This window comes from Aquibium sp. A9E412 (genome assembly GCF_030398335.1).
GTDB lineage: Bacteria > Pseudomonadota > Alphaproteobacteria > Rhizobiales > Rhizobiaceae > A9E412.
Map to the genome: position 1 here is coordinate 166,028 of NZ_JAOAOP010000003.1, position 25,370 is coordinate 191,397.

Sequence of the window (25,370 nt, forward strand, 5' to 3'; positions counted from 1 at the left end):
AATTGACCAGAGCCTTACCCGCGTTCGGCCGCCGCCGCGAGCGGAGCCGCGGACGGCTCGACCCCTTCGAAGCGGCCGACCATCAGGGCGTCGGCGACGACCGCGCCCGCGCCGGCCCGGCGCACGATCAGCGGATTGACGTCGAGCTCGTCGAGCCGTCCGGCCTGGTCGACGGCGAAACCGGCGATGGCGGCGATCGCGTCGACCGCCGCCGCCACGTCGCCCCTCGGCCGGCCGCGATAGCCGTCGAGCAGCGCGAACAGCTTCAGCCCGCCGAGCGCGTCCTCGATCGCGGCGCGCGTGGCCGGCAGCAGCAGCGTCGCCGTGTCGCCGAGGAGCTCGACCAGAATGCCGCCGGTGCCGAGCGTCAGCACCGGCCCGAACACCGGGTCGCGCGTCACGCCGACGATCAGCTCCGCGACGCCGTCTTCCACCATGCGCTCGACGAGCAGGCCGTCGCCGAGCGGCAGCAGCGCCGCGGCCGCCGCGGCGACGGACGCCGCATCGCCGAGCCCGAGCCGCACGCCGCCGCGCTCCGACTTGTGGGAGAGCCCGAGCGCCTTGACCGCGACCGGAAAGCCGAGCGCCGCGGCCGCGGCCTGCGCCTCGCCCGCCGTTGCCGCGACCCGGCCGGCCGGCACCGGCAGGCCGCCGGCGGCGAGCCGCGCCTTGGCCTCCGCCTCGCCCAGCGTGCGCGGTGCCGCCGCCGGGTTGGACGCGACGGACGTCGTCACCGGCGCCGCCGGCGCGGCGCGCCAGGCCGCGCCGATGGCGGCGGCCGCCTCGGCCGCCTCGAGCGCCTCGGCGACGCCCATCAGCGGCGCCACGCCGCGCGCCGCCAGGCGTTCGGCGGCCGCTTCCGGCAGGTTCTCCGCCATGGTCGCCACCACCGCGCCGCGCGCCCCGGTGGCGGCCAGCGCGTCGGCGAAGGCGTCGGCGGTCGGCCACCAGTCGTCGTCGGCGCAGCGGTCGGCGCGCGGGAAATCGAGCACCAGCAGGTTGAGGTCGAAGCCGCCGGCCAGCATGGCCGAAAAGGTGGCGGTGAGCGCCGGCCGGTCGTTCCAGATGAAGGTGTGGTAGTCGAGCGGGTTGGCGACGGCGACGAGCGGCGACAGCGTCGCCTTGATCGCCGCCCGATGCGCCGCGTCGAGCGCCGGAAAGCCGACCGCGCGGCCGGCCGCCGCATCGGCCATCAGCGAGGCCTCGCCGCCCGAGCAGCTCATCGACGACAGCCGCGGCCCGGCGAGCGGGCCGCCCGCATGCAAGAGCTTCAGCGTTTCGAGCAGCGCCGGGACCGAGCCGACGCGGGCGATGCCGAGCCGGCGCAGGAAGGCGTCGGCGGCCGCGTCGGAACCGGCCAGCGAGGCGGTGTGCGACAGCGCCGCCGTGCGCGCCTGCTCCGAGCGGCCGGCCTTGAAGGCGACCACCGGCTTGCCGAGCGCGCGGGCGCGCGCGGCCAGCCGCTCGAAGCCGGCCACCGAATCGAAGCCCTCGACGTGCAGCCCCAGCGCGCTGACGCGCGGATCCTCGACGAGGCCGAGCGCCATCTCCGACAGGCCGGTCTGCGCCTGGTTGCCCGCCGTCATCACATGGGCGAGCGGCAGGCCGCGACGCTGCATCGTCAGGTTGATGGCGATGTTGGAGGACTGGGTGAGGATGGCGACGCCGCGGCCGCCGGCGTCGAGCCGCCGGCCGCCGTGCTGGTCGGGCCACAACAGCGCGCCGTCGGCATAGTTGATGAGGCCGTAGCAGTTGGGCCCGACGATCGGCATCGGCCCGGCCGCCGCGACCAGCGCCGCCTGCAGCGCCGCCCCCTCGGCATCGTCGGCGCCGGCCTCGGCGAAACCCGACGCGTAGCACACCGCGCCGCCGGTGCCGCGCGCGGCGAGCGCGCGCACGATGTCGACGGTCAGATGCCGGTTGACGCCGACGAAGGCGGCGTCCGGCGCCTCCGGCAGTGCGTCGACCGAGCGGTAGGCCGGCAGCCCGGCGACGGTCTCGCGGCTCGGATGGACCGGCCAGATGGCGCCGGAGAAGCCCATCTTGCGCGACTGTTCGATCACGGCCGCCGCCTGCGCGCCGCCGAAGACGGCGATCGAGCGCGGCCGGAAAAGACGCTCGAGCCGGCTCACCGGCCGCCCCCTCTGGCCCGCAACCGCCGCGCGGCGCGCGGCAGGTCCGCGTGCGCCGCACCCGGCGCCCGCCCCTGCAACCGACCGAACGCCGCCATCGCCCGCCTCACGCGCCGAGCGGGCGCAGCAGCGCGCGGGAGATGATGTGGCGCTGGATCTCGCTGGTGCCTTCCCAGATGCGCTCGACGCGCGCGTCGCGCCAGATGCGCTCGAGCGGCAGTTCGTCCATCAGCCCCATGCCGCCATGGATCTGGATCGCCTCGTCGGCCACCATGGCGAGCATCTCGGTCGCCTTCAGCTTGGCCATCGCCATGTCGGAATCGGTGACCGTGCCCTGGTCGTACTTCCAGCCGGCCTCGAGCGTCAGGAGCTCGGCCGCCTTGAGCTCGGTGGCCATGTCGGCGAGCTTGAAGGAGACGCCCTGGAAGCGGCCGATCGGCTGGCCGAACTGGCGCCGCGCCGCCGCCCATTCGATGGCGTGGCCGAGCGCCCGCTCGGCGCGGCCGAGCGAGGTGGCGGCGACCTGCAGCCGCGTCGCGCCGAGCCATTCGTTGGCCACCTCGAAGCCCTTGCCGACCTCGCCCAGCACCTGCGCGTCGGGCACCCGGCAGTCGTCGAACTCGAGCACCGCGTTGGTGTAGCCGCGATGCGAGACGTTGCCGTAGCCCTCGCGCACGGTGAAGCCGGGCGTGCCCTTGTCGACCAGGAAGGCGGTGATCTGCTTGCGCTTGCCGCGCGGCCCGTCCTCCTCGCCGGTCGCCATGAAGGCGATGACGAAGCCGGCGATGTCGGCATGGCTGATGAAGTGCTTGGTGCCGTTGAGCACCCAGTCGCCGCCCTTGCGCACGGCGCTCGCCGCCATGCCGCGCAGGTCGGAACCGGCACCGGGCTCCGTCATCGCCAGGCAGTCCCAGGTCTCGCCGCGCATGCACGGCATCAGGTAGCGCTCGCGCTGCGCGGGCGTGCCGGCGAGCAGGATGTTGGAGGGCCGCGCCACGCAGGTCCAGTGCAGCGCGTAGTTGGCGCGGCCGAGCTCCTTTTCGTAGAGCAGCCAGGTCAGCGTATCGAGGCCGGCGCCGCCGACCTCCTCGGGCATGTTGGCGGCGTAGAGGCCGGCGGCCATCGCCTTGGCCTTGATCTCCTCGATCAGCGCGCGCTCGAGCCGGCCGGTCCGCTCGACCTCGCGCTCGTGCGGATAGAGCTCGTTCTCGACGAAGGCGCGCGTCGTGGCGACGATGGCGCGCTGTTCCTCGGTCAGGGCGAAATCCATGGCCCGTCAGTCCTTCTCGGCCGCCGCCTGGAGCGCGGCGACATAGTCGCGATGCAGCGCCCCGGCGCCCCATCCCTCGCCGTCTCGCTGTCCGGCGAGGGCGGCCATGATGGCGATCAGATTGTCGTCGCGGATGCGCTCCAGCGCGCGGATCGAAAGCCCGCCCGCCTGCGCGTCCGACTGCTCGGCGATCTTGTCGACCAGCGCGTCGGTGAGCTCCGGCACGTCGGTCAGCCGGCTCCACGGCCAGGCCAGGCACGGCCCGAACTGCGCCATGAAGTGGCGCATGCCCGCCTCGCCGCCGGCGATGCGGTAGACCTGGAACAGCCCCATCTGCGCCCAGCGCAGGCCGAACGAGTAGCGCATGATGTCGTCGAGTTCCTCGACGGTCGTCACGTCGTCGCGGATAAGCCACAGCGCCTCGCGCCACACCGCCTCGAGCAGCCGGTCGGCGACGAAGGCCTCGATCTCCTTGCGGATGACGACCGGCTTCATGCCGATCGCGGCGTAGACGGCGCGGGCGCGCTCGATCGTGTCGGCCGCGGTGCGCTCGCCGCCGACGATCTCGACCAGCGGCAGCAGGTAGACCGGGTTGAAGGGATGCGCGACGACGAGCCGCTCCGGCCGCGCCAGCGCGCTCTGCATGTCGCTCGGCTTGATGCCGGAGGTCGACGAGCCGATCAGCGCCGTCGCCGGCGCCGCCGCGTCGATCTCGGCCAGCACCTTGTGCTTGATCTCGAGCCGCTCCGGGACGCTTTCCTGAATGAACTCGGCATCGGCGACCGCCTCGGCCACCGAGGCGGCGTAGCGGATACGCCCTTCCCGCGGCAGCCTGTCCGCCGTCATCGCGGCATAGGCGCGGCGCGCGCCGTCGAGCACCGCGCCGACCTTGCGCTCGGCCTCCGGGTCGGGATCGTGCACCGCGACGTCGATGCCGTTGAGCGCGAGCCGGGCGACCCAGCCCGCGCCGATGACGCCGCCGCCGATGGCGGCGGCCCTTGCCGGCTTGCTCATCGCCCTACCACCGCTTCTCGAGTTTCAGCTTCTCGCGCACGGCATCCGGGCCGAGCACGCGGCAGCCCATGTTCTCGGCGATCGCCACGGCGCGTTCGGTGAGCGCCCCGTTGGTCGCCAGAACGCCCTTCGACAGCCACAGATTGTCCTCCAGGCCGACGCGGATGTTGCCGCCGGCCAGCACCGCCATGGCGACATAGGGAAGCTGGTTGCGGCCGATCGAGAAGGCGGAGAACAGCCAGTCCTCGGGCAGGTTGCCGACCAGCGCCATCAGCGTGCCGATGTCGTCGGGCGCGCCCCAGGGAATGCCCATGCAGAGCTGCACCAGGACCGGGTCGTCGAGCAGCCCCTGGCTCGCCAGCCACTTGGCGAGCACCAGGTGGCCGGTGTCGAAGATCTCGATCTCCGGCTTGACGCCGAGTTCGCGGATGCGGCCGGCCATCGCCTGCAGCATGGCCGGCGTGTTGGCCATGATGTAGTCGCCCTCGCCGAAATTCATCGTGCCACAGTCGAGCGTGCAGATCTCCGGCCGGATGGCGGCGACATGCGCCAGCCGCTCCTCGGCGCCGATCATGTCGGTGCCCTCGCGCGCCGGCGGCAGCGGCGCCTCGACGCTGCCGAGCGTCAGGTCGCCGCCCATGCCGGCGGTCAGGTTGAGCACCATGTCGACGCCCGACCGGCGGATCAGCGAGACGGCCTCCTCGTAGAGCGCGACGTCGCGCGCCGGTTTGCCGGTGGCGGGATCGCGGACATGGATGTGCACCACGGCGGCCCCCGCCTCGGCCGCCTCGATCGCCGAATCGGCGATCTGCCGCGGCGTCACCGGCACCTTGTCGGAGCGCCCGGCCGTGTCGCCGGCGCCGGTCAGCGCACAGGTGATGAACACGTCGCGGCTTGCCTTGAGAGCCATGCCCTCTCCTCCTGGCCTTGATTGTCGGATGGCGCAGATGATGCCGGACTTGCCGGCCGGTGCTTTGCGATTTACGAAGATCGCTTGATGCACAGCGAAGCCCTGTCGATCTTCCGGCCCGAGCCGGCCACCCTCACCCTGCGCTTTCTGGTGCTGTCGGGGGCCTCGGTGATGTGCGTCGCCTCGGCGATCGACCCGCTGCGCGCGGCCAACCGGGTGGCCGGCCGCGAGGCCTTCGCCTGGTCGCTCGCCTCGCCCGACGGCGCGCCTGCCATCACCACCTGCGGCCTGCCGGTCGCCGTCGCCGGACCGTTCGAGCCGGCCGCGCCCTGCGACGCGCTGGTCGCCATCGGCGGCTTCGGCACGCGCATCGAGGCCGCCCCGCCGCTCGTCGCCGGCTTCCGCCGCGCCGCGCGCACGGCGCGCGCCGTCGGCGGCGTGGAGGCGGGAACCTGGCTGCTCGGCCGCGCCGGGCTGCTCGCCGGCCGGCGCGCCACCACCCACTGGGAGGATCTGGAGGACTTCGCCGCCGCCTTCCCCGACACCGAGGTGGCGCCCGACCGCTACGTCGTCGACGGCGCGGTGTTCACCGCCGGGGGCGCCTCGCCGGTGTTCGACCTGATGCTGCATCTGGTGCGCGCCCGGCTCGGCATGGCCGTCGCGCTCGATGTGGCCAGCGTGTTCGTCTACGACCAGGCGCGCGCGGCGACCGACGCCCAGCCGCTCGTCTCGCTCGGCCGGCTCGACGGCTACGATCCGCGGCTCGCCCAGGCGGTGCGGCTGATGGAAAGCCATCTCGACCGGCCGCTGGCGGTGGCTGCCATCGCGCGCCGCGTCGGCACCAGCACGCGCACGCTGGAGACCGGTTTCGCGCGCGCCATCGGCGCCACGCCCGGCGCCTACTATCTGCGTCTGCGCCTCAACGCGGCGCGCCGGCTGGTGCTCGACACGGCCGAGCCGATGACCGAGATCGCCGCGCGCACCGGCTTTTCCTCAGCCGCCGCCTTCTCGCGCGCCTTCGCCCGCGCCTTCGGCCGGGCGCCGAGCCGCATGCGCCGCGGCTAGACCCGCTCGAGCGCCACGGCGATGCCCTGGCCGACGCCGATGCACATGGTGGCGAGCGCGCGGCGGCCGCCGCCGGCGGCGAGCTCGAGGGCGGCCGTGCCGGCGATGCGCGCGCCCGACATGCCGAGCGGATGGCCGAGCGCGATTGCGCCGCCGTTCGGGTTCACATGCGGCGCGTCCTCGGCCACGCCGAGCTCGCGCAGGACCGCGATGCCCTGGCTGGCGAAGGCCTCGTTGAGCTCGATCACGTCGAAATCGGCCGGCGTCAGGCCGAGCCGGGCACACAGCCTGCGCGTCGCCGGCGCCGGACCGATGCCCATGATGCGCGGCTCGACGCCGGCCACCGCGCCGCCGGTCACGCGGGCGATCGGCGTCAGGCCGTACCGGCGCGCCGCAGCCTCAGAAGCGACGATCAGCGCCGCCGCGCCGTCGTTGACGCCCGATGCGTTGCCCGCCGTCACCGTGCCGCCGGCGCGGAACGGCGTCGGCAGCTTGGCGAGCTTGTCGACCGTGGTGCCGGCGCGCGGATGCTCGTCGGTGTCGACGACGACCGGCTCGCCCTTGCGCTGCGGGATGGTGACGGCGACGATCTCCCTGGCCAGCCGGCCGTTCTGCTGCGCGGCGACGGCCTTGTCCTGGCTGCGCACGGCGAAGGCGTCCTGGTCGGCGCGGCTGACGGCGAACGCCTCGGCGACGTTCTCGCCGGTCTCGGGCATGGAATCGATGCCGTACTGCTTCTCGATCAGCGGGTTGACGAAGCGCCAGCCGATCGTCGTGTCGTGGATCTCCGCCCGGCGCGAGAACGCCGTCTCCGCCTTGGGCATGACGAAGGGCGCGCGGCTCATCGATTCGACGCCGCCGGCGACCATCAGCTCGGCCTCGCCGGCCTTGATGGCGCGCGCGGCGATGGTCAGCGCGTCCATGCCGGAGCCGCACAGACGGTTGACGGTGGCGCCCGGCACGTCGGTCGGCAGGCCGGCCAGCAGCAGCGCCATGCGCGCCACGTTGCGGTTGTCCTCGCCGGCCTGGTTGGCGCAGCCATAGACGACGTCCTCGACCGCCGCCCAGTCGACGCCGGGGTTGCGCTGCATCAGCGCCTTGAGCGGCACGGCGGCCAGATCGTCGGTCCGCACCGCGGCAAGCGCGCCGCCGAAGCGGCCGATCGGGGTGCGGACATAGTCGCAGATGAAGGCGTCAGCCATCGTTCGGTCCCTTTCTCGTGCCGCCGCCGGCCCTGCCGGCATGCGCGGCCTCGGTGCGCGCCTTGAGCGCGCGCAGCGTTTCGAGCTCCACGTCGCTCGGCGGCGGCGTCTCGTCAAGGTCGTCGGCGAAGCGGACCGGCCAGCCGCAGGTCTCCTGCACCGCCTGGCGGGTGACGCCGGGATGCAGCGAGACGACGGTGAACGCCTTCGTCTCCGGGTCCGGCTTCCAGATCGCCAGGTCGGTGACCAGCAGCGTCGGTCCCTTGGTCTGAAGGCCGAGCCGGCGGCGGTGGTCGCCGCCCTCGCCGTGGCCGAAGGAGGTGAAGAAGTCGATGCGCTCGACCATGCCGCGCTTCGACTGCGCCATGGTGACGAAGACCTCGCGCGAGGCCGAGGCGATCTCCGGCGCGCCGCCGCCGCCCGGCAGCCGCACCGTCGGCCGCGCATAGTCGCCGATCACCGTGGTGTTGATGTTGCCGAACCGGTCGATCTGGGCGGCGCCGAGAAAGCCGATGGTGATGCGGCCGCCCTGCAGCCAGTAGCGGAACATCTCCGGCACCGACACGGTGGTCAGCGCCGTCTCGCACAGTTCGCCGTCGCCGATCGACAGCGGCAGCACGTCGGGCGCGGTGCCGATGGTGCCGGATTCGTAGATCAGCGTGATGTCGGGCGCATGCGTCAGCCGCGCCACGTTGCAGGCGGCCGACGGCGCGCCGATGCCGACGAAGCACACGTCGTCGTTGCTGAGCGCCCGGCTCGCCGCGATGGTCATCATCTCGCCGGGCGTGACGTTGTCCACGCTCATCGCTCCACCCCCAGTCCGGCGACGCGCTCGGCGAAGACGCCGGGGCCTGCGTCGAGCACGTGCGTCTTCATCCACGCGGCGAAGACCTCGCGGTCGGCCGCCACCCGGTCCCACTCCAGATAGGCAGGGTTGTCGCGCTCGTAGTAGCCGTGCGTGTAGGAGGGGTGGGCGCCGCCCGGCACGACGCTGATCGCCGCCACCGTCCAGTGCGGCAGCACGCACAGATTGGGGTGCAGGCCGGCGAAATCCTCCACCACCTCCTCCACCGTGACGACGGCGCGCCGCGCCGCCAGCACCGCCTCCTTCTGGATGCCGACGATGCCCTCGACCAGCACGTTGCCCTTGCGGTCGGCCTTCTGGGCGTGGATGAAGGCGACGTCCGGCCGCAGCGCCGGCACCGCGGCCAGCACCTCGCCGGTGAACGGGCAGGTCACCTGCCGGATGTTGGGATTGACGGCGGCGAGCCCGGCCCCGCGATAGCCGCGAAAGGCGGCGAAGGGCAGCCCCGCCGCGCCGGCCTCGTAGGCGTTGGCCATCGCCGCGTGGCTGTGCTCCTCGAGCGCCAGCGGTCGCGGCCAGCCGTTTTCCACCGCGTCGCGCAGCCGGCGCAGGAGCCCGACGCCGGGATTGCCGGCGTAGGAGAAGACGAGCTTGCGCGCCAGCCCCATGCCGATCATCTGGTCGTAGACGATGTCCGGCGTCATGCGCACCAGCACCAGATCGCTGACGCCCTGGCGGATCGCCTGATGCGCGGCGGCCGTCGGGATGAGATGGGTGAAGCCCTCGAAGGCGGCCGTGTCGCCGTCCTTCAGATGGGTCGCGACCGCCTCCTCCAGCGGCATGAAACGGGCCATGCCCACGCCTCCGTGCCAGACCTGCGAAGCAAAAAGTTCGTATTGCGAACAAAAGTTCTTTCTGCGATATTTGGTAGATGACCGACGATCCGCTGTCAACGCATGGCGCCGCCGGGCGCGAGCGCATCGGCGCGCTGGTGCGCGGCCTCGCCGTTCTCGAGGTGCTGGCCGCCCGCCCGGACGGGCTGACGCTGACCGAGGTGGCCGCCGAGGCCGGGCTGACGCGCGCCGGCGCGCGCCGCCTGCTCTTGACGCTGGTCGAGGCCGGCTATGCGGTGCAGACCGGCCGGCGCTTCGCGCTGTCGGCGCGGCTCTTGTCGCTGGCGCGCACCTGGCTCGGCGCCGCGCCCTTGTGGACGCGCGCCGAGCCGATCCTGCGCGAGGTGTCCGAGGCGCTCGGCGAATCCTGCTCGGCCGCCGTGCGCCAGGGCGAGGACGTGGTCTATGTCGCGCGGGCGGCCGGCCCGCGCATCCTGTCGGTGGCGCTGCATGTCGGCACGCGGCTGCCCGCGCACTGCACCTCGATGGGCCGCGTCCTGCTGTCGGACCTCGACGACGCCGCCCTCGCCGGCTTTCTGGCGACGGCGGCGATCGCCGCGCGCACGCCCAAGACGGTGACCGACCGCGCCGCGCTGGCGCGGCTGATCGCGACCGTGCGCGGCGACGGCCACGCGCTGGTCGACGAGGAGCTGGAGCTCGGCCTGCGCTCGATCGCCGTGCCGGTGCGCGACCGCGCCGGCCGCATCGTCGCCGCCGTCAACCTGTCGGCGCAGGCCGGCCGCACCTCGCTCGCGGCGCTGCGCGAGACCGCGCTGCCGCGGCTACTCGAGGCCGCCCGCCGCATCGAGGACGTTCTGGCGCTTGCCTAGAGGGTCACCAGGCGAAGGGGAAACCGGTTCGCCGTCGGCAAACGCGGCAGCACGACGCGGTGGAGCCTCAGGCGCGCTCGATCGCCTGGCGCAGGCGCCGGGCGAGCCGCACCTGCAGGCGGTCGTGCACCGCCCGCTCCCACACCGGGTCCGCCGCGCCGCCCTTGGGCAGCGCGAGCACGCTGTCGACGATCGACAGCTCCTCGCCGGCGGCGAGCAGCGCATCGATCTCCGCCTCGTCGTCGGCGGGTCCGGTCGCGGGGGCGTTGGCGATTCGTCTCATGCGGATGATCCTAGCCGCGACATCCTGACGGTTTGAAGGCAGCGTCGCGACGCTTCGACGAAAGTCGGGAAAAACCGTTGCGCGGCCGCCGCCATGGCCGCAACCGGCGTGCCCGGCCGCGGCCCGTCAGACGTAGCGGTTGACGACGTTCTCCAGCGCCTCCTGGCGGCCCGAGCGCGGCCGCGGGTCGAGCCCCTCGGCCAGCGCCCGCTCGGCGATCTCGGCCAGCGAGCGCTCGCCGTCGAGCATCGCGCGCGCCTCCGCCGTGCGCCAGCCGGCGTAGCGCTCGGCGAGCGGTCCCGACAGCGCGCCGTCCTCCAGCATGCGCGCGGCCGCCTTGAGCGCCCGCGCGCAGGTGTCGATGCCGCCGACATGCGCGAGCAGCAGGTCGTCGGCGTCGATCGACTGGCGCCTGAGCTTGGCGTCGAAGTTCGTGCCGCCGGTCGAGAAGCCGCCGCCGGCCAGGATGTGGTAGTAGGCGAGCGCCACCTCCGGCACGTTGTTGGGGAACTGGTCGGTGTCCCAGCCCGACTGGTAGTCGTTGCGGTTGATGTCGATCGAGCCGAAGATGCCGAGCGCGTTGGCGAGCGCGATCTCGTGCTCGAACGAATGGCCGGCGAGGATCGCGTGGCCCTGCTCGATGTTGACGCGTACCTCGTTCTCGAGCCCGTAGCGCCGCAGGAAGCCGTACACCGTGGCGACGTCGAAGTCGTATTGGTGCTTGGTCGGCTCCTGCGGCTTCGGCTCGACCAGGATGGCGCCGCGAAAGCCGATCCTGTGCTTGTGCTCGACGACCAGCGACAGGAAGCGGCCGAGCTGGTCGAGCTCGCGTGCGAGATCGGTGTTGAGCAGCGTCTCGTAGCCCTCGCGCCCGCCCCACAGCACGTAGTTCTCGCCGCCCAGCCGGTGCGTCGTCTCCAGGCACGCCTTCACCGTCGCCGCCGCGTAGGCGAAGACGTCGGGATCCGGGTTGGTCGCCGCGCCCGCCATGTAGCGCGGGTTGGAGAACAGGTTCGCCGTGCCCCACAGGAGCTTGACGCCGGTGCGCTCCATGTGGCCGGCGAGATGGTCGGCGATCGCGTCGAGCCGGGCGGTGCTCTCGGCGAGCGTGGCGCCCTCCGGCCTGACGTCGTGGTCGTGGAAGCAGAAGAACGGCGTGCCGAGCAGCGCGAACATCTCGAAGGCGGTGTCGGCCTTCCGCCGCGCGTCCTCCATGCCGGCGCCGAACCACGGCCGCGCGAAGGTGTCCGCGCCGAACGGGTCGCTGCCGGGATAGACGAAGTTGTGCCAGTAGCACACGGCCAGGCGCAGGTGCTCCTCCAGCCGCCGGCCCATCACCACGGCGTCGGGATCGTAGTGGCGATAGGCGAAGGGGTTGTCGCTGTCGGGGCCTTCGTAGCGGATCGGCCCGCGGTCGCCGAAAAAGCCTGTGCTCACGATGTCGCTCCTTTGAGGGCGGGATAAAGCGCGCGGTAGCGCCGGTAGGCGTCGTCGAAGGCCGGCTGCAGCCGGGTCTCCGGCGCGAAGGTGGCGGCGACCGGCGGCGCCGTGCACACCGCCGCCGGGTCCGCTCCCTCGGCGGCGATCATGCCGAGCCGCGCGGCCCCGAAGGCGGCGCCGAAATCGCCGTCGGCCGGCCGCTCGACCGGCACGCCGAGCGCCGTGGCGAGCACCTTCAGCCAGTAGTCCGAGCGCGCCCCGCCGCCGACCGCCGTCAGCCGCGTCACGGGCGTGCCGGCGGCGGCGAGCGCCTCCAGGCTGTCGCGGAAGGCGAAGCCGACGCCTTCCAGCACCGCCCGCGTCAGCGCCGCGGCGTCGCTCTGGTGCGCCAGCCCCACGAAGGCGCCGCGTATGGCGGCGTCGTTGTGCGGCGTGCGCTCGCCGCCGAGATAGGGCAGGAAGGTCGTGCCCGCCGGCGCGGCGAGCGTGTCGCCGAGCGCATCGCTCAGCGCCGCGGCGTCGCGCCCGACGATGCCGGCCAGCCAGTCGAGCGCGTCGCTCGCCGACAGGATCACGCCCATCTGGTGCCAGGCGCCCGGCAGCGCGTGGCAGAAGGTGTGCACCGCGCTGCCGGCGTTCGGCCGAAAACCGTCGGCGGCGGCGAACAGCACGCCCGACGTGCCGAGCGAGACGAAGGCGGCGCCCGGCGCCACCGCGCCGACGCCACAGCCGGCAGCCGCGTTGTCGCCCGCGCCGCCGGCGACCGCCACCCCGCCGACCATGCCCCAGCGCGCGGCGAGCGCGCCGCGCAGCCGGCCGGAGACCGCCGTGCCCTCGACCAGGCGCGGCATCTGCCCGACCCGCATGCCGCTCCTGTCGAGCAGCGCTTCCGACCAGCCGCGCGCGCCGACGTCGAGCCAGCCGGTGCCGGACGCGTCGGACATCTCCGACACGCGCTCGCCGGTCAGCCACAGGCGCAGGACGTCCTTCGGCAGCAGAACGCCGGCGATCCGCGCGAAGACGTCCGGCTCGTGCCGGGCGAGCCAGACGAGCTTGGGCGCGGTGAAGCCGGGAAACACGATGGTGCCGGTCAGTTGCCGAAAGACGGGGTCGGCGTCGAGCGCGGCGGCCTCGGCGGCCGCGCGCGTGTCGTTCCACAGGATCGCCGGCCTGAGCACCGCGTCGCCGGCATCGAGCGCCACCGCGCCGTGCATCTGGCCCGACAGGCCGATGCCGCGCACCGCCGCGAGCGCCGCGGGATGCGCCCGCCGCAACGCGTCGAGCGCGCTTTCGGCCGCCGCGATCCAGTCGGCCGGGTCCTGCTCGGCCCAGCCCGGCCGCGGCCGCGAGACGGCGAGCGGCGCGCTCGCCGCGCCGACCGGGCGCTGCGCGTCGTCGACCAGGAGCGCCTTCAGCGCCGAGGTGCCGAGGTCGAGCCCGAGATACATGCCCGCCGTCCTCCCGCGCTCCGCCTCGGGCGCCGGGCCGCGGGCGGAGTCAATTTTTTCGAGTCCCGGAACAAATATGCACGGCCGGCCGCGAAAGGCAAAGGCCGCGCGCTCCGCGGCGCCGCCGCCGGCCGCTCAGGCGACCGGCGCCAGCGTGCCGGCGCGGCGCGCGAACAGCGCCGACAAGGGGCTCTGCGGCCGGGCGTCGAAGCGCTCGGCGGCGAGTGCTGCGGCAAGCCGCGCCTGGCCGCCGCGCAGCGCCGCCTCGATCAGCGTCAGGTCGATCACGTCGCGCTGCGCGTGGCTGCCGCCGAAGCGGTGCGCGAGCGGCCGCACCGGCCGGATGAGCCGCACCGCCGTGCGGTAGTCGCCGGCGCCGAAGGCGTGGATGGCGCGCGCCAGCGGCTGGCCGACATCGCGCGTGAAGCGGGCGTTGTCGGCGTCGCCGGCCAGCGCCTCGGCCTGCGCCTCGAGCAGCCGGCGGGCGAGGTCCTCGCGGCCGGCGCCGACGAAGGCCATCATCGCGTGCATGTCGTTGAAGGCGTAGTTGCCGGCCGCCGCATGCGGCGCCCAGTTGCGCGCCAGCGCCTGCCAGCGGTCGCCGACGTCGACGCCGCCCAGATGCAGCCGCCACAACAGCGCGGCGGCGTCGACCATGTTGAGCGCCACCGTCGACTGCGCGCCGTAGATCGGCCCGTCATAGAGCGCCAGCACCGCGTCGATCTCGCCGAGCTCGTAGTGGAACAGCGCCAGGTGCCACCAGTTGTGCACCTGGAAGAAGCTGTCGCGCGTCCAGTTGTCCGGGTTGGCGCGCATCCAGGCGATGCCGTCGCGCTGCCGGCACTGCATCTCCATGACATGCGCCACGGCGTGCTGCGCCCAGCCGTCGCGCGGCTCGAGCGCCACGGCGCGCCGGCCGGCCGCCTCGGCGCGGGCGTAGTCGCCGGTCTCCTCGAGGCCGAAGGCGTGCATGCCGAGCACGGCGTGATGGCCCGGCATCGCCGTGTCCCAGGCCGGCAGCGCACGGGCGATGCGATCGCGCAGCATGCGCGCATTGCCGGTGAAGAAGTCGATCTGGTGGCCGGCCTGCAGCGCCACCGCGTCGCGCGGATGGTCGATCGTCAGGTCCTCGAGCACCTGGCCGGCCTCGTGCCAGCGCCCGGCGGCGAGATGGCCGAGCGCGGCGACATGGGCACGCTCCTGCGCGCACGCCGGCAGCGCGGCGGCGGCGCGGTGGCAGGCTTCGACGACGGGCGCGGCGCCGGCCTCCGTCGACAGGCCGAACAGATAGCCCTTGAAGACATGCGCCATGACGAAGCCGGGATCGGCCGCGATCGCCGCGTCGACGGCGGCCACCGGGTCGCCGACGAAGCGCTGCAGGTCGGCGACCGCCCGGCGGTAGTGCGCCGCGCCGTCGGCGCCGGCGCCGCTCAGGGGGTTGCCGAGGTCGTCCTGCATCGCCTGTCGCCACCGCTCCGCGTGAAAACGCGTCAAAACGATAAGCCGGAGCCGATCTGCGGTGCCGTCAGACGCAGAACGGCTCTGGCCGTTTCGGCGAGAAGCTTAGACCACGACGGCGAAGCCTGTGAAGCCGCGCGCGGCCACGATCTCGCGGCCGCGCGCCGGGCGCCGGCGCTCAGCCGGCGATCAGCCCGTAGGCGAGGCCGGACAGCACCGCGCCGACCAGGCCGAGCCCGACATAGGCGGCGAAGACGCCCGGCCGGACCAGCGCGAAGACCGCCGTCATCGCCGGGATCGAGCTGACCGCGCCGGCGACCATGAAGGCCATCGCCGCGCCGGCCGTCATGCCCTGCGCCATCAGGCCCGAGACCAGCGGCGGCGCGGCATAGGCGTTGAGATAGGCCGGCGCGCCGACCAGCGCCGACAGCACCACCGGCCACAGCCCCGCGCCGCCGACCAGCCCGGCGATCGTCTCGGCCGGCACATAGGCGATCATCAGCGCCTCGATCAGATAGGCGAGCGCCAGCCACTTGAGCAGGAAATGGGCGTTGGCGAGCGCCTCGGCCGCGAAGGTGCCGCGCCGCACCGGCTCGCGCCAGAAGCGCCATACCGGCCGGCCGGTGAGCGGCGAGGCGCCGCAGCCGCAGCCGCGCCGGGGCTGCGGCCTGAGCGGCTCGGAAAAGCCGCCGGCGCGCAGCGCCGCCATCATCGCATAGCCGCCGAACAGGCCGAGCGCCACCGCCAGCCCCGCCTTGGCGAGCGCGAAGGTCCAGCCGAGCGCGCCGGCGGTGATCAGCAGGCTCGCCGGGTCGATCAGCGGCGAGGCGAGCCAGAACGCCATGACCGCCGACAGCGGCGCGCCCATCGCCAGAAGCCCGGCGATGAACGGGATCACCTCGCAGGAGCAGAACGGCGCCAGCCCGCCGACCAGCGCCGCCACCGCGACCATGCGCACCTCGCGCCCCTTGAAGGCCTCGGCGACCAGCCCGTCGGCCCCGCTCGCCCGCAACGAGGCGAGCAGCAGCACGGCAAAGGCGATGTAGGGCGCGGTGGAGACGAGCGCGTCGAGCGCGAAGCGCAGCGTCGGCGCAAGCTGCGCGCGGTCGAGCAGCGCGACGGCCGCGACGAGCAGGCCGGCGGCCAGCCACGCGCCGTCGATGCGGCGCGGCCCGAGCCGGGCGAGCGACTGGACGAGCGCCGTCACGCCGTCGCCTCCGCCACCGCGGCAGCGCCGATCTCATCGGCGCAGCACTGCGCCAGCAGGAAGGTCGACAGCGCCCTCAGCCGGTCGAAGGCCGGCCGCGAGATCGTCTGCCGGCCGCGCCGCTCCTGCGTGACGAGGCCGGCGGCGGCGAGAAAGCGCAGATGGTGCAGCAGCGTGGACGGCGGCATGCCGGTGCGCGCCTGGATCTGGCCGAAGGCGAGTCCCGCCTCGCCGGCGCGCACCAGGCACAGCAGGACCTCGATGCGCGGCTCGGAGCCGACGGCGGCGAATCCCTGGGCGGCTTCCTCCATGGCGAGCACGGCAGTCACTCCTATTATTCTAGTTATCTAGATTAATGAGTTTTGGACCGCCGCGCAAGCGCCGGACGGCCGGCGGCCTTGACGCGCCGGCCGGCAGCCGTCATCCAGAGCGCCGTTCCGGCCCCGCCGCGACGGCGGGGCATCCGCACCGACGGCAGGGAGACGCGCCATCGCAGCGACCACGACAGCCACCATCCGACGGGGCGTTCCGGCAGGGCCGGCGGCCGCGACGATGCGCGCGGGTGGCCGGCGATGATCCTGTGCTGCGGCGAGGCGCTGATCGACATGCTGCCCTGCGAGAGCGCCGAGGGGCTGCCCGCCTTCGCGCCGCAGGCCGGCGGCTCGGTCTTCAACACGGCGGTCGCGCTCGGCCGGCTCGGCGCGCCGGTCGGCTTCTTCGGCGGCCTGTCGAGCGACTTCTTCGGCGACATCCTGCGCGACACGCTGGTCGGCAGCGGCGTCGACCTGCGCCATGCGGTGCGCTGCGACCGGCCGACCACGCTCGCCTTCGTGCAGCACTCCGGCGGCCGTCCGCGCTACGCCTTCTTCGACGAGGCGAGCGCCGGACGCATGCTGACCCGCAAGGCGCTGCCGGCGCTCGCCGACGACACCGACGCCGTGTTCTTCGGCGGCATCAGCCTCGCCGCCGAGCCGGTCGCCGGCGCGCTGGAGGCGCTGCTGGTGCGCGAGGCGCGGCGCCGCGTCGTCATGCTCGACATGAACGTGCGCCCCGCCTTCGTCGCCGACGCGGCGCGCTATCGCGCCCGCCTCGCCCGGCTCGTCGCGCGCTGCGACATCCTCAAGCTGTCGCACGAGGATCTCGCCTGGTACGCCGGCCCCGGCGACCCGGAGGCGCAGGCCCGCGCCCTCCTGCAGGCCGGCCCCTCGGTCGTGCTGCTGACGCGCGGCGCCGACGGCGCCAGCGCGCACACCGCCGCCCACCGTCTCGAAGCCGCGCCGCCGCCGACCGCGGTGGTCGACACGGTGGGCGCCGGCGACGCCTTCGACGCCGGCGTCCTGGCCGTGCTGCAGGCGCGGGCGCTGTTCTCGCGCCGCGCGCTGCGCGCCATCGGCGAGGCCGACCTCGCCGCCGCGCTTGCCGCCGGCGTCGAGGTCGCCGCGATGACCGTCGCCCGGCGCGGCGCCAACCCGCCCTGGCGCGACGAACTGGCCGGCGACGGCGCGCTCTGACGGTGCGGCGCGCCGGTTTGACCCGCATCAAGGCCGCGGCAGGCGCGGCGGCATAGACAGGCGGGCTTCACCGGGACAGCCGAGCGCATGGCAGAGCCGATCTTCACAGCCAGGGACGTCACCAAGGTCTACCGCACCGGCGAGGTCGAGGTGTGGGCGCTGCGCGGCGTCGACATCGACCTTTACGAGGGCGAGATGGCGGTGCTGCTCGGCCCCTCCGGCAGCGGCAAGTCGACCCTGCTCAACATCATGGGCGGGCTCGACCGCGCCTCGGACGGCACCGTCCACTTCCGCGGCCGCGACCTCACCGCGCTGAGCGAGCGCCAGCTCACCCGCTACCGGCGCGACCATGTCGGCTTCGTCTTCCAGTTCTACAACCTGATCCCCAGCCTGACGGCGTGGGAGAACGTCGCGCTGGTCACCGAGATCGCCCGCGATCCGATGAGTCCCGACGAGGCGCTCGACCTGGTCGGCCTGGCGCCGCGCATGAGCCATTTCCCCGCGCAGCTTTCCGGCGGCGAGCAGCAGCGCGTGGCGATCGCCCGCGCCATCGCCAAGCGGCCGGAGGTGCTGCTGTGCGACGAGCCGACCGGCGCGCTCGATTCCAAGACCGGCGTGCTGGTGCTCGAGGCGCTGTCGCGCATCAACGAGGAGCTCGGCACCACCACCGCCATCATCACCCACAATGCCGGCATCCAGGCGATCGCGCACCGCGTCTTCACCTTCCACGACGGGCGCATCGCCGAGACGAAGGTCAACGCGACGCGGCTCGAGCCGGCCGAGGTGACGTGGTGAGGCTCGCCGTCCTCGACCGCAAGCTGGTGCGCGACCTGGCGCGCATGTGGGCGCAGATCCTCGCCATCGGCCTGGTGATGGCCTGCGGCGTCGCCACCATCGTCATCGCCATGGGCAGCTACCGCTCGCTGGAGGAGACGCGCAGCGCCTTCTACGAGCGCTACCGCTTCGCCTCCGTCTTCGCCTCGGTGACCCGCGCGCCGCTCTACATGCACGGCGAGATCGCCCGGCTGCCGGGCGTCAGCGCGGTGGCGCTGCGCGTCGTGCGCACCACCGTGCTCGACATCGAGGGCATGGCCGAGCCGGCCACCGGCCTCGCCGTCTCCATTCCCGACCATGGCGAACCGGCCGTCAACCGCCTCTACCTGCGCGCCGGCCGGCTGCCCGACGCCGACCGCGCCGGCGAGGTCGCCGTCACCGAGCCCTTCGCCGCCGCGCACGGCATGCGCCCCGGCAGCCGCTTCGGCGCAATCCTCAACGGCCGCAAGCGCACGCTGACGGTGACCGGCATCGTGCTGTCGCCCGAATATGTCTATGCCATCGGCCCCGGCGACATGGTGCCCGACCAGCGCCGCTTCGGCGTCTTCTTCATGCCGCGCTCGGCCATGGAGGGGCTGTTCGACATGGCCGGCGCCTTCAACGACGTGGCGCTGAGGACGCATCGCGGCGCCGATGTCGACGCCGTGGTCGACCGCCTCGACACGCTGCTCGAGCCCTATGGCGGCACCGGCGCGCACGACCGCTCGATCCAGACCTCGCATGCCTTCCTCGACAACGAGCTGGTGCAGCTTTCCGCCATGGCGGCCGTCATCCCGCCGGTCTTCCTGTTCGTCGCCGCCTTCCTGGTCAACATGATCCTGTCGCGCCTGATCGCCCTCGAGCGCGAGCAGATCGGCCTCCTGAAGGCGCTCGGCTACGGCGAGGCCGCCGTCGCCTGGCACTACGCCAAGCTGGTGCTGACCATCGCCGCGGTCGGCGTCCTGGTCGGCGCGCTGGCCGGCAACTGGGCCGGCCGTGCGCTGACCGAGCTCTATGCCGAGTTCTTCACCTTCCCCTTCCTGATCTTCCGCCAGAGCCTCGATCTCTACGCCATCGCCGCCGGCGTCACCGCGGCGGCGGCCCTGGCCGGCGCGGCGCGGGCGCTGTGGAGCGTGGTGTCGCTGCCGGCGGCGGTGGCCATGCGGCCGCCGGCGCCGACGCGCTACCGCACGGTGTTCTCGCGCGGCACGGCGCTGCTGCGCGTCTTTTCGCAGCTCACCGTCATGGCGCTGCGCCACCTGGTGCGCCGGCCGCTGCGCACCGCGCTCACCGCGCTCGGCACCGGGCTCGCCGTGGCGCTGCTGGTCACCGCGCTGTTCTCCTTCGATTCGATCGCCTTCATGATCGACACGGTGTTCTTCCGCACCGAGCGGCAGGACGCGACGCTGACCTTCGCCCATCCGCGCGCGCCGCGCGCGCTGCAGGACGTCGCCCGCCTGCCCGGCGTGCTGCGCGCCGAGCCGTTCCGCGCCGCGCCCGTGCTGCTGCGCAACGCGCACCGCGAGCGCCGCCTGGCGATCGTCGGCCTGCCACCCGAGGCCGATCTCGCGCGCATCCTCGACCGCGACCTCGAGGCGGTCGAGCCGCCCGAGCGCGGCCTCGTCGTCTCCGAGCGCGTCGCGCAGATTCTGCACCTTTCGGTCGGCGACCGCGCCCGGGTGGAGCTGCTCGAGCGCGACCACCGCATCGTCGAGGTGCCGGTGACCAGCATCGTGCAGAGCTATGTCGGGCTCGGTGCCTATATGCGCCTCGACGCGCTCAACCGGCTGATCGGCGACGGCGACCGCATCTCCGGCGTGCGCGTGTCGGTCGACCGCGCCGCCCTCGACCGCCTCTATGCCGAGATCAAGCGCACGCCGGCCATCGCCTCGATCGCCCTGCAGGGCATCTCGCGCGACCGCTTTCGCGCCACGATCGAGGAGAACATCACGATCATGACGTCGGTCTACACGGCGCTGGCGGTGATCATCGCCTTCGGCGTGGTCTACAACTCCGCCCGCATCCAGTTCTCCGAGCGCGCCCGCGAGCTCGCCTCGCTGCGCGTGCTCGGCTTCACCAAGACGGAGGTGTCGAGCGTGCTGCTGATCGAGCTCGGCACCGTGGTGCTGATCGCCCAGCCGCTCGGCTGGACCATCGGCTACCTGTTCTCGCTCGCCGTGGTGCGCGGCTTCGAGAGCGACCTTTTCACCATCCCCTTCGTCATCGAATCCTCGACCTTCGCCTTCGCCAGCCTCGTGGTGCTGGCGGTTGCCGCGCTGTCGGCGCTGATCGTGCGCCGGCGCATCAACCGCCTCGACCTCGTGCGCGTGCTCAAGACCCGGGAGTGACCGCCATGACAGGCGTCTGGATCAAACGTTTGGGCCTCGGCGCGGCGGCCGTCGCCGTCGTCGCCGGCTTCGCCTATGCGCTGCGCGAGCAGCCGGTGCTGGTCGACGCGGCGGTCGTCGCCGAGGCGCCGATGCAGGTGACCGTGCGCGAGGAGGGCGTGACGCGCGTGCGCGACGTCTACACGATCTCCGCGCCGATCGCCGGTCACCTCGCCCGCACGCTGCTCGAGGAGGGCGACCCGGTGGCGGCCGGCGAGACGGTCGTCGCCTCGATCGAGCCGCTCGACCCGCCATTGATCGACAAGCGCACCGAGGCCGAGCTCGTCGCCGCCCGCGAGGCGGCGCGCTCGGCCGTCGCCATCGCCGAGACCGACCTGAAGCGCGCCCGGGCCGCGCTCAAGCTGGCCGAGGAGGAGCAGGCCCGCGCCCTCAAGCTCTACGGCCCCGGCATCATCTCCGAAAGCGCGCTGCAGAAGGCGGAGAGCGAGGTCGAGCTGCGCCGCGCCCAGGTCGACGCCGCGCACGCCACCATCGCCGTGCGCAAGGCCGAGCTGGCCACCGCCGAGGCGCGGCTGATGCCGCCCGAGCGCAACAGCGACGGCGAAGCCGGCTGCTGCGTCAGCGTCACCGCGCCGGTCGACGGCGTCGTGCTCGAGGTCTTCGCCAAGAGCGAGCAGGCCGTCGCCGTCGGCACCCGCATCGCCGAGATCGGCGATCCGGCCGAGCTCGAGATCGTCGTCGACCTGTTGTCGGCCGACGCCGTGCGCATCCGCCCCGGCGCCGACGCGACGATCACCGACTGGGGCGGCGACGCGGCGCTGGCGGCCACCGTGCGCCGCGTCGATCCCGCCGCCTTCACCAAGGTCTCGGCACTCGGCATCGAGGAGCAGCGGGTCAATGCCGTGCTCGACCTGGCCGAGGCGGAGCCGCGCCTCGGCCACGGCTACCGCGTCTTCGCCGAGATGACGGTGTGGGAGTGCGCGCGCTGCCTGCAGGTGCCGATCAGCGCGCTGTTCCGCGCCGGCGACGGCTGGAGCGTCTTCGTCGTCGGCGCCGACGACCGCGTGCGCCGCGCCGACCTGCAGATCGGCCGGATGAACGACGAGACGGCCGAGGTGCTTTCCGGTCTGGCGCCGGGCGACGTGGTGGTGCTGCATCCCAGCGACACGATCGAGGACGGCACGCTGGTCGACCGGCGCATCGAGGGCTGAGGCGCCGCGCGCGGGCCGCATGTCCGGCGCCGCGAGCCTTGCCGCGGCAAGACGCGCCGAACGAGCGGTCAAGCGCTTCGGCGGCACGCCCGGCGGAGAAGCGCCCCGCCTGAGGAACCGCCTGCCCGAGCCGCGCGGCACCGACATTGACGCCGGTGAACGCATCGGCGGTGCGCGCATTGGCCGCCGCCGGTCAGGCGGTGCGCGCCTCCGCCAGGCCGAGCTCGTCGGCCATCGCCTCGCGCATGACGAACTTCTGCGGCTTGCCGGTCACCGTCATCGGCAGGGCTTCCTTGAAGCGGATGTAGCGCGGGATCTTGTAGTGCGCGATCTGCCCCTGGCAGAAGCCGCGGATCTCCTCCTCGCTCGCCGTCTCGCCGGGCTGCAGCACGATCCAGGCCGCCAGCTCCTCGCCGTAGCGCTCGTCCGGCACGCCGAACACCTGCACCTCGGCCACCTTGGGGTGGCGGTAGAGGAACTCCTCGATCTCGCGCGGATAGATGTTCTCGCCGCCGCGGATCACCATGTCCTTCACCCGGCCGACGATGTTGCAGTAGCCGCGCTGGTCGAGCGTGGCGAGGTCGCCGGTGTGCATCCAGCCGCCGGCGTCGATCGCCTCGCGCGTGCGCTCCTCGTCGTTCCAGTAGCCGCGCATCACCGAGTAGCCGCGCGTGCACAGCTCGCCCTGCTCGCCGACGCCGACCGTGTGGCCCGCCTCGTCGACGATCTTGACCTCGACATGCGGGTGGATGCGGCCGACCGTCGACACGCGCTCCTCGAGCCCGTCCTCGGTGCTCGACTGAAAGGAGATCGGGCTCGTCTCGGTCATGCCGTAGCCGATCGTCACCTCCGGCATGTGCATGTCGCGGATCACCCGGCGCATCACCTCGATCGGGCACGGCGCGCCGGCCATCATGCCGGTGCGCAGGCTCGAATAGTCGAAGCCGGCGAACTCGGGATGGTCGAGCATGGCGACGAACATGGTCGGCACGCCGTAGCAGGCCGTGCAGCGCTCCTGCGAGACGGCCTGCAGCGTCGTCAGCGGCTCGAAGGCCTCGGCCGGGAAGACCATCGCGGCGCCGACGCTGACGCAGGCGAGCGTGCCGAGCACCATGCCGAAGCAGTGGTAGAGCGGCACGGGAATGCACAGCCGGTCCGCCTCGCTCAGATGCATCGTGCGGGCGGTGAAAAAGGCGTTGTTGACGATGTTGTAGTGCGTCAGCGTGGCGCCCTTCGGCGCCCCTGTCGTGCCGCTGGTGAACTGGATGTTGATCGGATCGTCCGGGTCGAGCGCGCCGCTGATGGCGTCGAGGCGGAGCTGCTGCGCCGGCCCGCCGATGGCGCACACCTCGTCGAAGGTGAACATGCCCGGCGTGCGCTCCTCGCCCATCCGGATCACGGTTCGCAGATGCGGCAGCTTCTCCGCCCGCAGCTCGCCCGGCCGGCACGCGGCGAGCTCCGGCGCCAGCGTCTGGATCATGCCCAGATAGTCGGATTTCTTGAAGGCGGCCGCCGTCACCAGCGCCTTGCAGCCGACCTTGTTGAGCGCGTATTCGAGCTCGGCCAGCCGGTAGGCCGGGTTGATGTTGACCATCACCAGGCCGATGCGCGCGGTGGCGAACTGGGTGATCAGCCATTCCGGCCGGTTCGGCGCCCAGATCGCCACCCGGTCGCCCGGCATGAGACCGAGCGCCAGCAAGCCGCTCGCCAGCGCATCGACCGCCCGGTCGAGGTCGTAATAGGAGTAGCGCCGGCCGAACTGGCGGAAGACGGCCGCCTCGCGCGGGCCGAAGCGCGCCACCGTCTCGGCGAAGAGCTGCGGGATGGTCGCCCGGCGCAGCGGCACCGAGCGGTCGCCCGACACGTAGGCCTTGCCGTCGACCGGCGCGATGACCGCGCCGCCGCCCCGCCCCTGCCGTTCGTCGAACAGGGAGGTCTTCAGCCCCCCGGCCATGGATTCCGACAGGATGGACATCGCCCTCTCCCTCACATGGCGCGCCAGTCGCCGAGCGCCTCGAAGGCGCCGGCCGCGCGGTAGATCGTGCTTTCCTCGTAGAACCGGCCGACGATCATCATGCCGACCGGCAGCCCCTGCCTGAGCCCGCACGGCACGCTCATCGCCGGGTGTCCGCTGGCGTCGAACGGCGCGGTGTTGGCGATCGCCTCGAAGGCGCGCTGGATGTAGAGCGCCAGCGGGTCGTCGGGCGCCGGGATCGGCTGCGCCTTGATCGGCATCGTCGGCATGACCAGGAGGTCGTAGCGCTCGAGCGCCGCGTCGTAGTCGGCGCGCAGCCGCCGGCTCAGGTTCTGCGCCTTGGCGTAGTAGTGGCCGCGATAGTGCTTGAGCATGTACTCGCCGACGAACATCGAGATCTTCAGGCTCTTCGACAGTTCGTCGGCGCGGCTGCGCCAGTTGGCGTGGTAGTCGAGAAGGCTCGTCGTGTAGAGCCCCTCCCAGCCGGTGGCGAATCCGTTGCCGTGCATCATGATGTCGGTCAGGCCCTCGAGCGCGATCGGCGTCCAGATCGCCGGTCCCTGCAGGTGGGCGGGCAGCGACATCTCCTCGACATGGGCGCCCAGCGCGCGGAACTTCTCGGCCGCGCCGTGCACCGCCTCGTCGACGTCTGCCTCGGAGTTGGCGTGGCCGAAGCCCTCCCTGACGATGCCGATGCGCAGGCCCGAGACGCCCTGTCCGACCGCCTGGGTGTAGCGGTCGACGCGCGGCGCATACTGCCGCGGATCGAGCCCGTCGGCCCCGGCGATCACCTCGAGCAGCAGCGCGTTGTCGCGCACCGTGCCGGTGATCGGCCCGGCATGGTCGATGGTCGGCTCGATCGGCATGATGCCGGTGTAGGGCACCAGCCCGTGCGTCGGCTTCATGCCGTAGCAGCCGCAATAGGAGGCGGGGATGCGGATCGAGCCGCCCTGATCGCCGCCGATCGCCATGCCGACCTCGCCGGCCCCGACCAGCGCGCCCGAGCCCGACGACGAGCCGCCGGCCATGTAGCCCAGCCGGTAGGGGTTGTGCACCGGGCCGGTGGCGTTGGTGTGGCTGCCGGCCGACAGGCAGAAATACTCGCAATGCGCCTTGCCGACGATGGTGCCGCCGGCATCGAGGATGCGCGTGACCACGGTCGCGTCGATGTCCGGCGTATAGCCCTCCAGCGTCGAGGCGCCGTTCATCATCGGCACGCCGGCCAGGCACACATTGTCCTTGAGCACGATCTGCTTGCCCTCCAGCGGCCCGGCCGCCGCGCCGCGCACCTCGGTCTTGTAGTACCAGGCGTTGAGCGGGTTCTCCGCGCCGCTCGGCCGGTAGCCGGGCGTGCGCGGATACTTCACCTTGGGCAGGTGGTCGGGAAGCTGGTCGACCACGTCGTAGGCCTTGAAGGTGTCCTCCATGACGGCGAGGTAGTCGACCAGCTCGCGGTCGCTCATCGACATGTGCAGCCCGCGCACCAGATCGCGCATCTGCTCCATGGTCGGTCGTCTGACGGTCATGAACGCCTCCGATGTGGCCGCCTTCGGCG

General features: G+C 73.0%; 21 protein-coding genes. 6 read left to right on the plus strand and 15 right to left on the minus strand.

Annotated features, from left to right (window positions below):
- Window positions 1-14: 14 nt before the first annotated feature.
- The 4 genes from N1F89_RS02965 to N1F89_RS02980 form a co-directional block, all read right to left on the minus strand.
- On the minus strand, window positions 15-2,132 hold the full coding sequence (locus N1F89_RS02965; protein WP_290081337.1) for an acetate--CoA ligase family protein: 2,118 nt from the start codon (window positions 2,130-2,132) through the stop codon (window positions 15-17).
- A gap of 106 nt (window positions 2,133-2,238) precedes the next feature.
- Entirely contained in the window at window positions 2,239-3,402 is a 1,164-nt protein-coding gene (locus tag N1F89_RS02970; protein ID WP_290081340.1) for an acyl-CoA dehydrogenase family protein, read from the minus strand.
- A 6-nt stretch (window positions 3,403-3,408) separates the two neighbouring features.
- On the minus strand, window positions 3,409-4,416 hold the full coding sequence (locus N1F89_RS02975; protein ID WP_290081342.1) for a 3-hydroxyacyl-CoA dehydrogenase NAD-binding domain-containing protein: 1,008 nt from the start codon (window positions 4,414-4,416) through the stop codon (window positions 3,409-3,411).
- Window positions 4,417-4,420: 4 nt separating this feature from the next.
- Window positions 4,421-5,326: a 3-keto-5-aminohexanoate cleavage protein gene (locus tag N1F89_RS02980; RefSeq protein ID WP_290081344.1), complete on the minus strand. Its 906-nt coding sequence runs from the start codon at window positions 5,324-5,326 to the stop codon at window positions 4,421-4,423.
- Window positions 5,327-5,410: 84 nt separating this feature from the next.
- Between N1F89_RS02980 and N1F89_RS02985 the strand changes: the two genes are divergently transcribed.
- On the plus strand, window positions 5,411-6,391 hold the full coding sequence (locus tag N1F89_RS02985) for a GlxA family transcriptional regulator (RefSeq protein WP_290081345.1): 981 nt from the start codon (window positions 5,411-5,413) through the stop codon (window positions 6,389-6,391).
- Here N1F89_RS02985 and pcaF read toward each other — a convergent pair.
- From pcaF to N1F89_RS03000, 3 genes are read right to left on the minus strand one after another with little or no spacing between them, the layout of a single operon-like run.
- On the minus strand, window positions 6,388-7,593 hold the full coding sequence (gene pcaF / locus N1F89_RS02990) for a 3-oxoadipyl-CoA thiolase (RefSeq protein WP_290081347.1): 1,206 nt from the start codon (window positions 7,591-7,593) through the stop codon (window positions 6,388-6,390). The genes N1F89_RS02985 and pcaF overlap by 4 nt on opposite strands.
- Window positions 7,586-8,398, minus strand: a complete 813-nt coding sequence (locus N1F89_RS02995) for a CoA-transferase subunit beta (RefSeq protein ID WP_290081349.1) — start codon at window positions 8,396-8,398, stop codon at window positions 7,586-7,588. The genes pcaF and N1F89_RS02995 overlap by 8 nt, the downstream gene beginning before the upstream one ends.
- Window positions 8,395-9,252, minus strand: coding sequence for a CoA-transferase (locus N1F89_RS03000; protein ID WP_290081350.1), 858 nt, complete (start codon window positions 9,250-9,252; stop codon window positions 8,395-8,397). The genes N1F89_RS02995 and N1F89_RS03000 overlap by 4 nt, the downstream gene beginning before the upstream one ends.
- A gap of 77 nt (window positions 9,253-9,329) precedes the next feature.
- Between N1F89_RS03000 and N1F89_RS03005 the strand changes: the two genes are divergently transcribed.
- Entirely contained in the window at window positions 9,330-10,121 is a 792-nt protein-coding gene (locus N1F89_RS03005) for an IclR family transcriptional regulator C-terminal domain-containing protein (RefSeq protein WP_290081352.1), read from the plus strand.
- A gap of 67 nt (window positions 10,122-10,188) precedes the next feature.
- Here the strand turns inward: N1F89_RS03005 and N1F89_RS03010 are convergent, their stop codons facing one another.
- The 6 genes from N1F89_RS03010 to N1F89_RS03035 all read right to left on the minus strand — a co-directional run bounded on the left by N1F89_RS03010 (window position 10,189) and on the right by N1F89_RS03035 (window position 16,286).
- Entirely contained in the window at window positions 10,189-10,404 is a 216-nt protein-coding gene (locus tag N1F89_RS03010) for a hypothetical protein (protein ID WP_290081353.1), read from the minus strand.
- 126 nt (window positions 10,405-10,530) lie between these two features.
- Window positions 10,531-11,841 carry a xylose isomerase gene (gene xylA / locus N1F89_RS03015; protein WP_290081355.1) on the minus strand — a complete coding sequence of 437 codons (1,311 nt, stop codon included), beginning with the start codon at window positions 11,839-11,841 and terminating at the stop codon, window positions 10,531-10,533.
- Window positions 11,838-13,292: a xylulokinase gene (gene xylB / locus N1F89_RS03020; RefSeq protein ID WP_290081357.1), complete on the minus strand. Its 1,455-nt coding sequence runs from the start codon at window positions 13,290-13,292 to the stop codon at window positions 11,838-11,840. Before xylB ends, xylA begins: the two co-directional genes overlap by 4 nt.
- A 135-nt stretch (window positions 13,293-13,427) precedes the next feature.
- Window positions 13,428-14,750: a tetratricopeptide repeat protein gene (locus N1F89_RS03025; RefSeq protein WP_290081359.1), complete on the minus strand. Its 1,323-nt coding sequence runs from the start codon at window positions 14,748-14,750 to the stop codon at window positions 13,428-13,430.
- A gap of 178 nt (window positions 14,751-14,928) precedes the next feature.
- Complete coding sequence (locus N1F89_RS03030) at window positions 14,929-15,957, minus strand: permease (protein WP_290081360.1); 1,029 nt, start codon at window positions 15,955-15,957, stop codon at window positions 14,929-14,931.
- Complete coding sequence (locus tag N1F89_RS03035) at window positions 15,954-16,286, minus strand: helix-turn-helix transcriptional regulator (protein WP_290081362.1); 333 nt, start codon at window positions 16,284-16,286, stop codon at window positions 15,954-15,956. Before N1F89_RS03035 ends, N1F89_RS03030 begins: the two co-directional genes overlap by 4 nt.
- A 243-nt stretch (window positions 16,287-16,529) precedes the next feature.
- Between N1F89_RS03035 and N1F89_RS03040 the strand changes: the two genes are divergently transcribed.
- From N1F89_RS03040 to N1F89_RS03055, 4 genes are all read left to right on the plus strand, one after another.
- Complete coding sequence (locus N1F89_RS03040; protein ID WP_290081363.1) at window positions 16,530-17,468, plus strand: carbohydrate kinase; 939 nt, start codon at window positions 16,530-16,532, stop codon at window positions 17,466-17,468.
- An 87-nt stretch (window positions 17,469-17,555) separates the two neighbouring features.
- A complete protein-coding gene (locus N1F89_RS03045; RefSeq protein ID WP_290081365.1) occupies window positions 17,556-18,263 on the plus strand; it encodes an ABC transporter ATP-binding protein in 708 nt (235 codons plus the stop codon).
- 44 nt (window positions 18,264-18,307) lie between these two features.
- Window positions 18,308-20,629 (plus strand): ABC transporter permease, encoded by a 2,322-nt coding sequence (locus N1F89_RS03050; RefSeq protein WP_290081375.1) that lies wholly within the window; start codon window positions 18,308-18,310, stop codon window positions 20,627-20,629.
- Window positions 20,630-20,634: 5 nt separating this feature from the next.
- Window positions 20,635-21,840: an HlyD family efflux transporter periplasmic adaptor subunit gene (locus N1F89_RS03055; protein WP_290081367.1), complete on the plus strand. Its 1,206-nt coding sequence runs from the start codon at window positions 20,635-20,637 to the stop codon at window positions 21,838-21,840.
- 193 nt (window positions 21,841-22,033) lie between these two features.
- Here the strand turns inward: N1F89_RS03055 and N1F89_RS03060 are convergent, their stop codons facing one another.
- Window positions 22,034-23,815 (minus strand): AMP-binding protein, encoded by a 1,782-nt coding sequence (locus tag N1F89_RS03060; protein ID WP_290081368.1) that lies wholly within the window; start codon window positions 23,813-23,815, stop codon window positions 22,034-22,036.
- An 11-nt stretch (window positions 23,816-23,826) separates the two neighbouring features.
- Window positions 23,827-25,341 (minus strand): amidase, encoded by a 1,515-nt coding sequence (locus N1F89_RS03065; RefSeq protein ID WP_290081376.1) that lies wholly within the window; start codon window positions 25,339-25,341, stop codon window positions 23,827-23,829.
- Window positions 25,342-25,370: the final 29 nt, after the last annotated feature.

Excerpts from the sequence above, each read along its gene's own strand:
- N1F89_RS02970 (WP_290081340.1), bottom strand. The coding sequence starts at position 3,402 with ATGGATTTCGCCCTGACCGAGGAACAGCGCGCCATCGTCGCCACGACG.
- N1F89_RS02975 (WP_290081342.1), bottom strand. The coding sequence starts at position 4,416 with ATGAGCAAGCCGGCAAGGGCCGCCGCCATCGGCGGCGGCGTCATCGGC.
- N1F89_RS02980 (WP_290081344.1), bottom strand. The coding sequence starts at position 5,326 with ATGGCTCTCAAGGCAAGCCGCGACGTGTTCATCACCTGTGCGCTGACC.
- pcaF (WP_290081347.1), bottom strand. The coding sequence starts at position 7,593 with ATGGCTGACGCCTTCATCTGCGACTATGTCCGCACCCCGATCGGCCGC.
- N1F89_RS02995 (WP_290081349.1), bottom strand. The coding sequence starts at position 8,398 with ATGAGCGTGGACAACGTCACGCCCGGCGAGATGATGACCATCGCGGCG.
- N1F89_RS03000 (WP_290081350.1), bottom strand. The coding sequence starts at position 9,252 with ATGGCCCGTTTCATGCCGCTGGAGGAGGCGGTCGCGACCCATCTGAAG.
- N1F89_RS03005 (WP_290081352.1), top strand. The coding sequence starts at position 9,330 with ATGACCGACGATCCGCTGTCAACGCATGGCGCCGCCGGGCGCGAGCGC.
- N1F89_RS03010 (WP_290081353.1), bottom strand. The coding sequence starts at position 10,404 with ATGAGACGAATCGCCAACGCCCCCGCGACCGGACCCGCCGACGACGAG.
- xylB (WP_290081357.1), bottom strand. The coding sequence starts at position 13,292 with ATGTATCTCGGGCTCGACCTCGGCACCTCGGCGCTGAAGGCGCTCCTG.
- N1F89_RS03025 (WP_290081359.1), bottom strand. The coding sequence starts at position 14,750 with ATGCAGGACGACCTCGGCAACCCCCTGAGCGGCGCCGGCGCCGACGGC.
- N1F89_RS03040 (WP_290081363.1), top strand. The coding sequence starts at position 16,530 with ATGATCCTGTGCTGCGGCGAGGCGCTGATCGACATGCTGCCCTGCGAG.
- N1F89_RS03045 (WP_290081365.1), top strand. The coding sequence starts at position 17,556 with ATGGCAGAGCCGATCTTCACAGCCAGGGACGTCACCAAGGTCTACCGC.
- N1F89_RS03050 (WP_290081375.1), top strand. The coding sequence starts at position 18,308 with ATGTGGGCGCAGATCCTCGCCATCGGCCTGGTGATGGCCTGCGGCGTC.
- N1F89_RS03055 (WP_290081367.1), top strand. The coding sequence starts at position 20,635 with ATGACAGGCGTCTGGATCAAACGTTTGGGCCTCGGCGCGGCGGCCGTC.
- N1F89_RS03060 (WP_290081368.1), bottom strand. The coding sequence starts at position 23,815 with ATGTCCATCCTGTCGGAATCCATGGCCGGGGGGCTGAAGACCTCCCTG.
- N1F89_RS03065 (WP_290081376.1), bottom strand. The coding sequence starts at position 25,341 with ATGACCGTCAGACGACCGACCATGGAGCAGATGCGCGATCTGGTGCGC.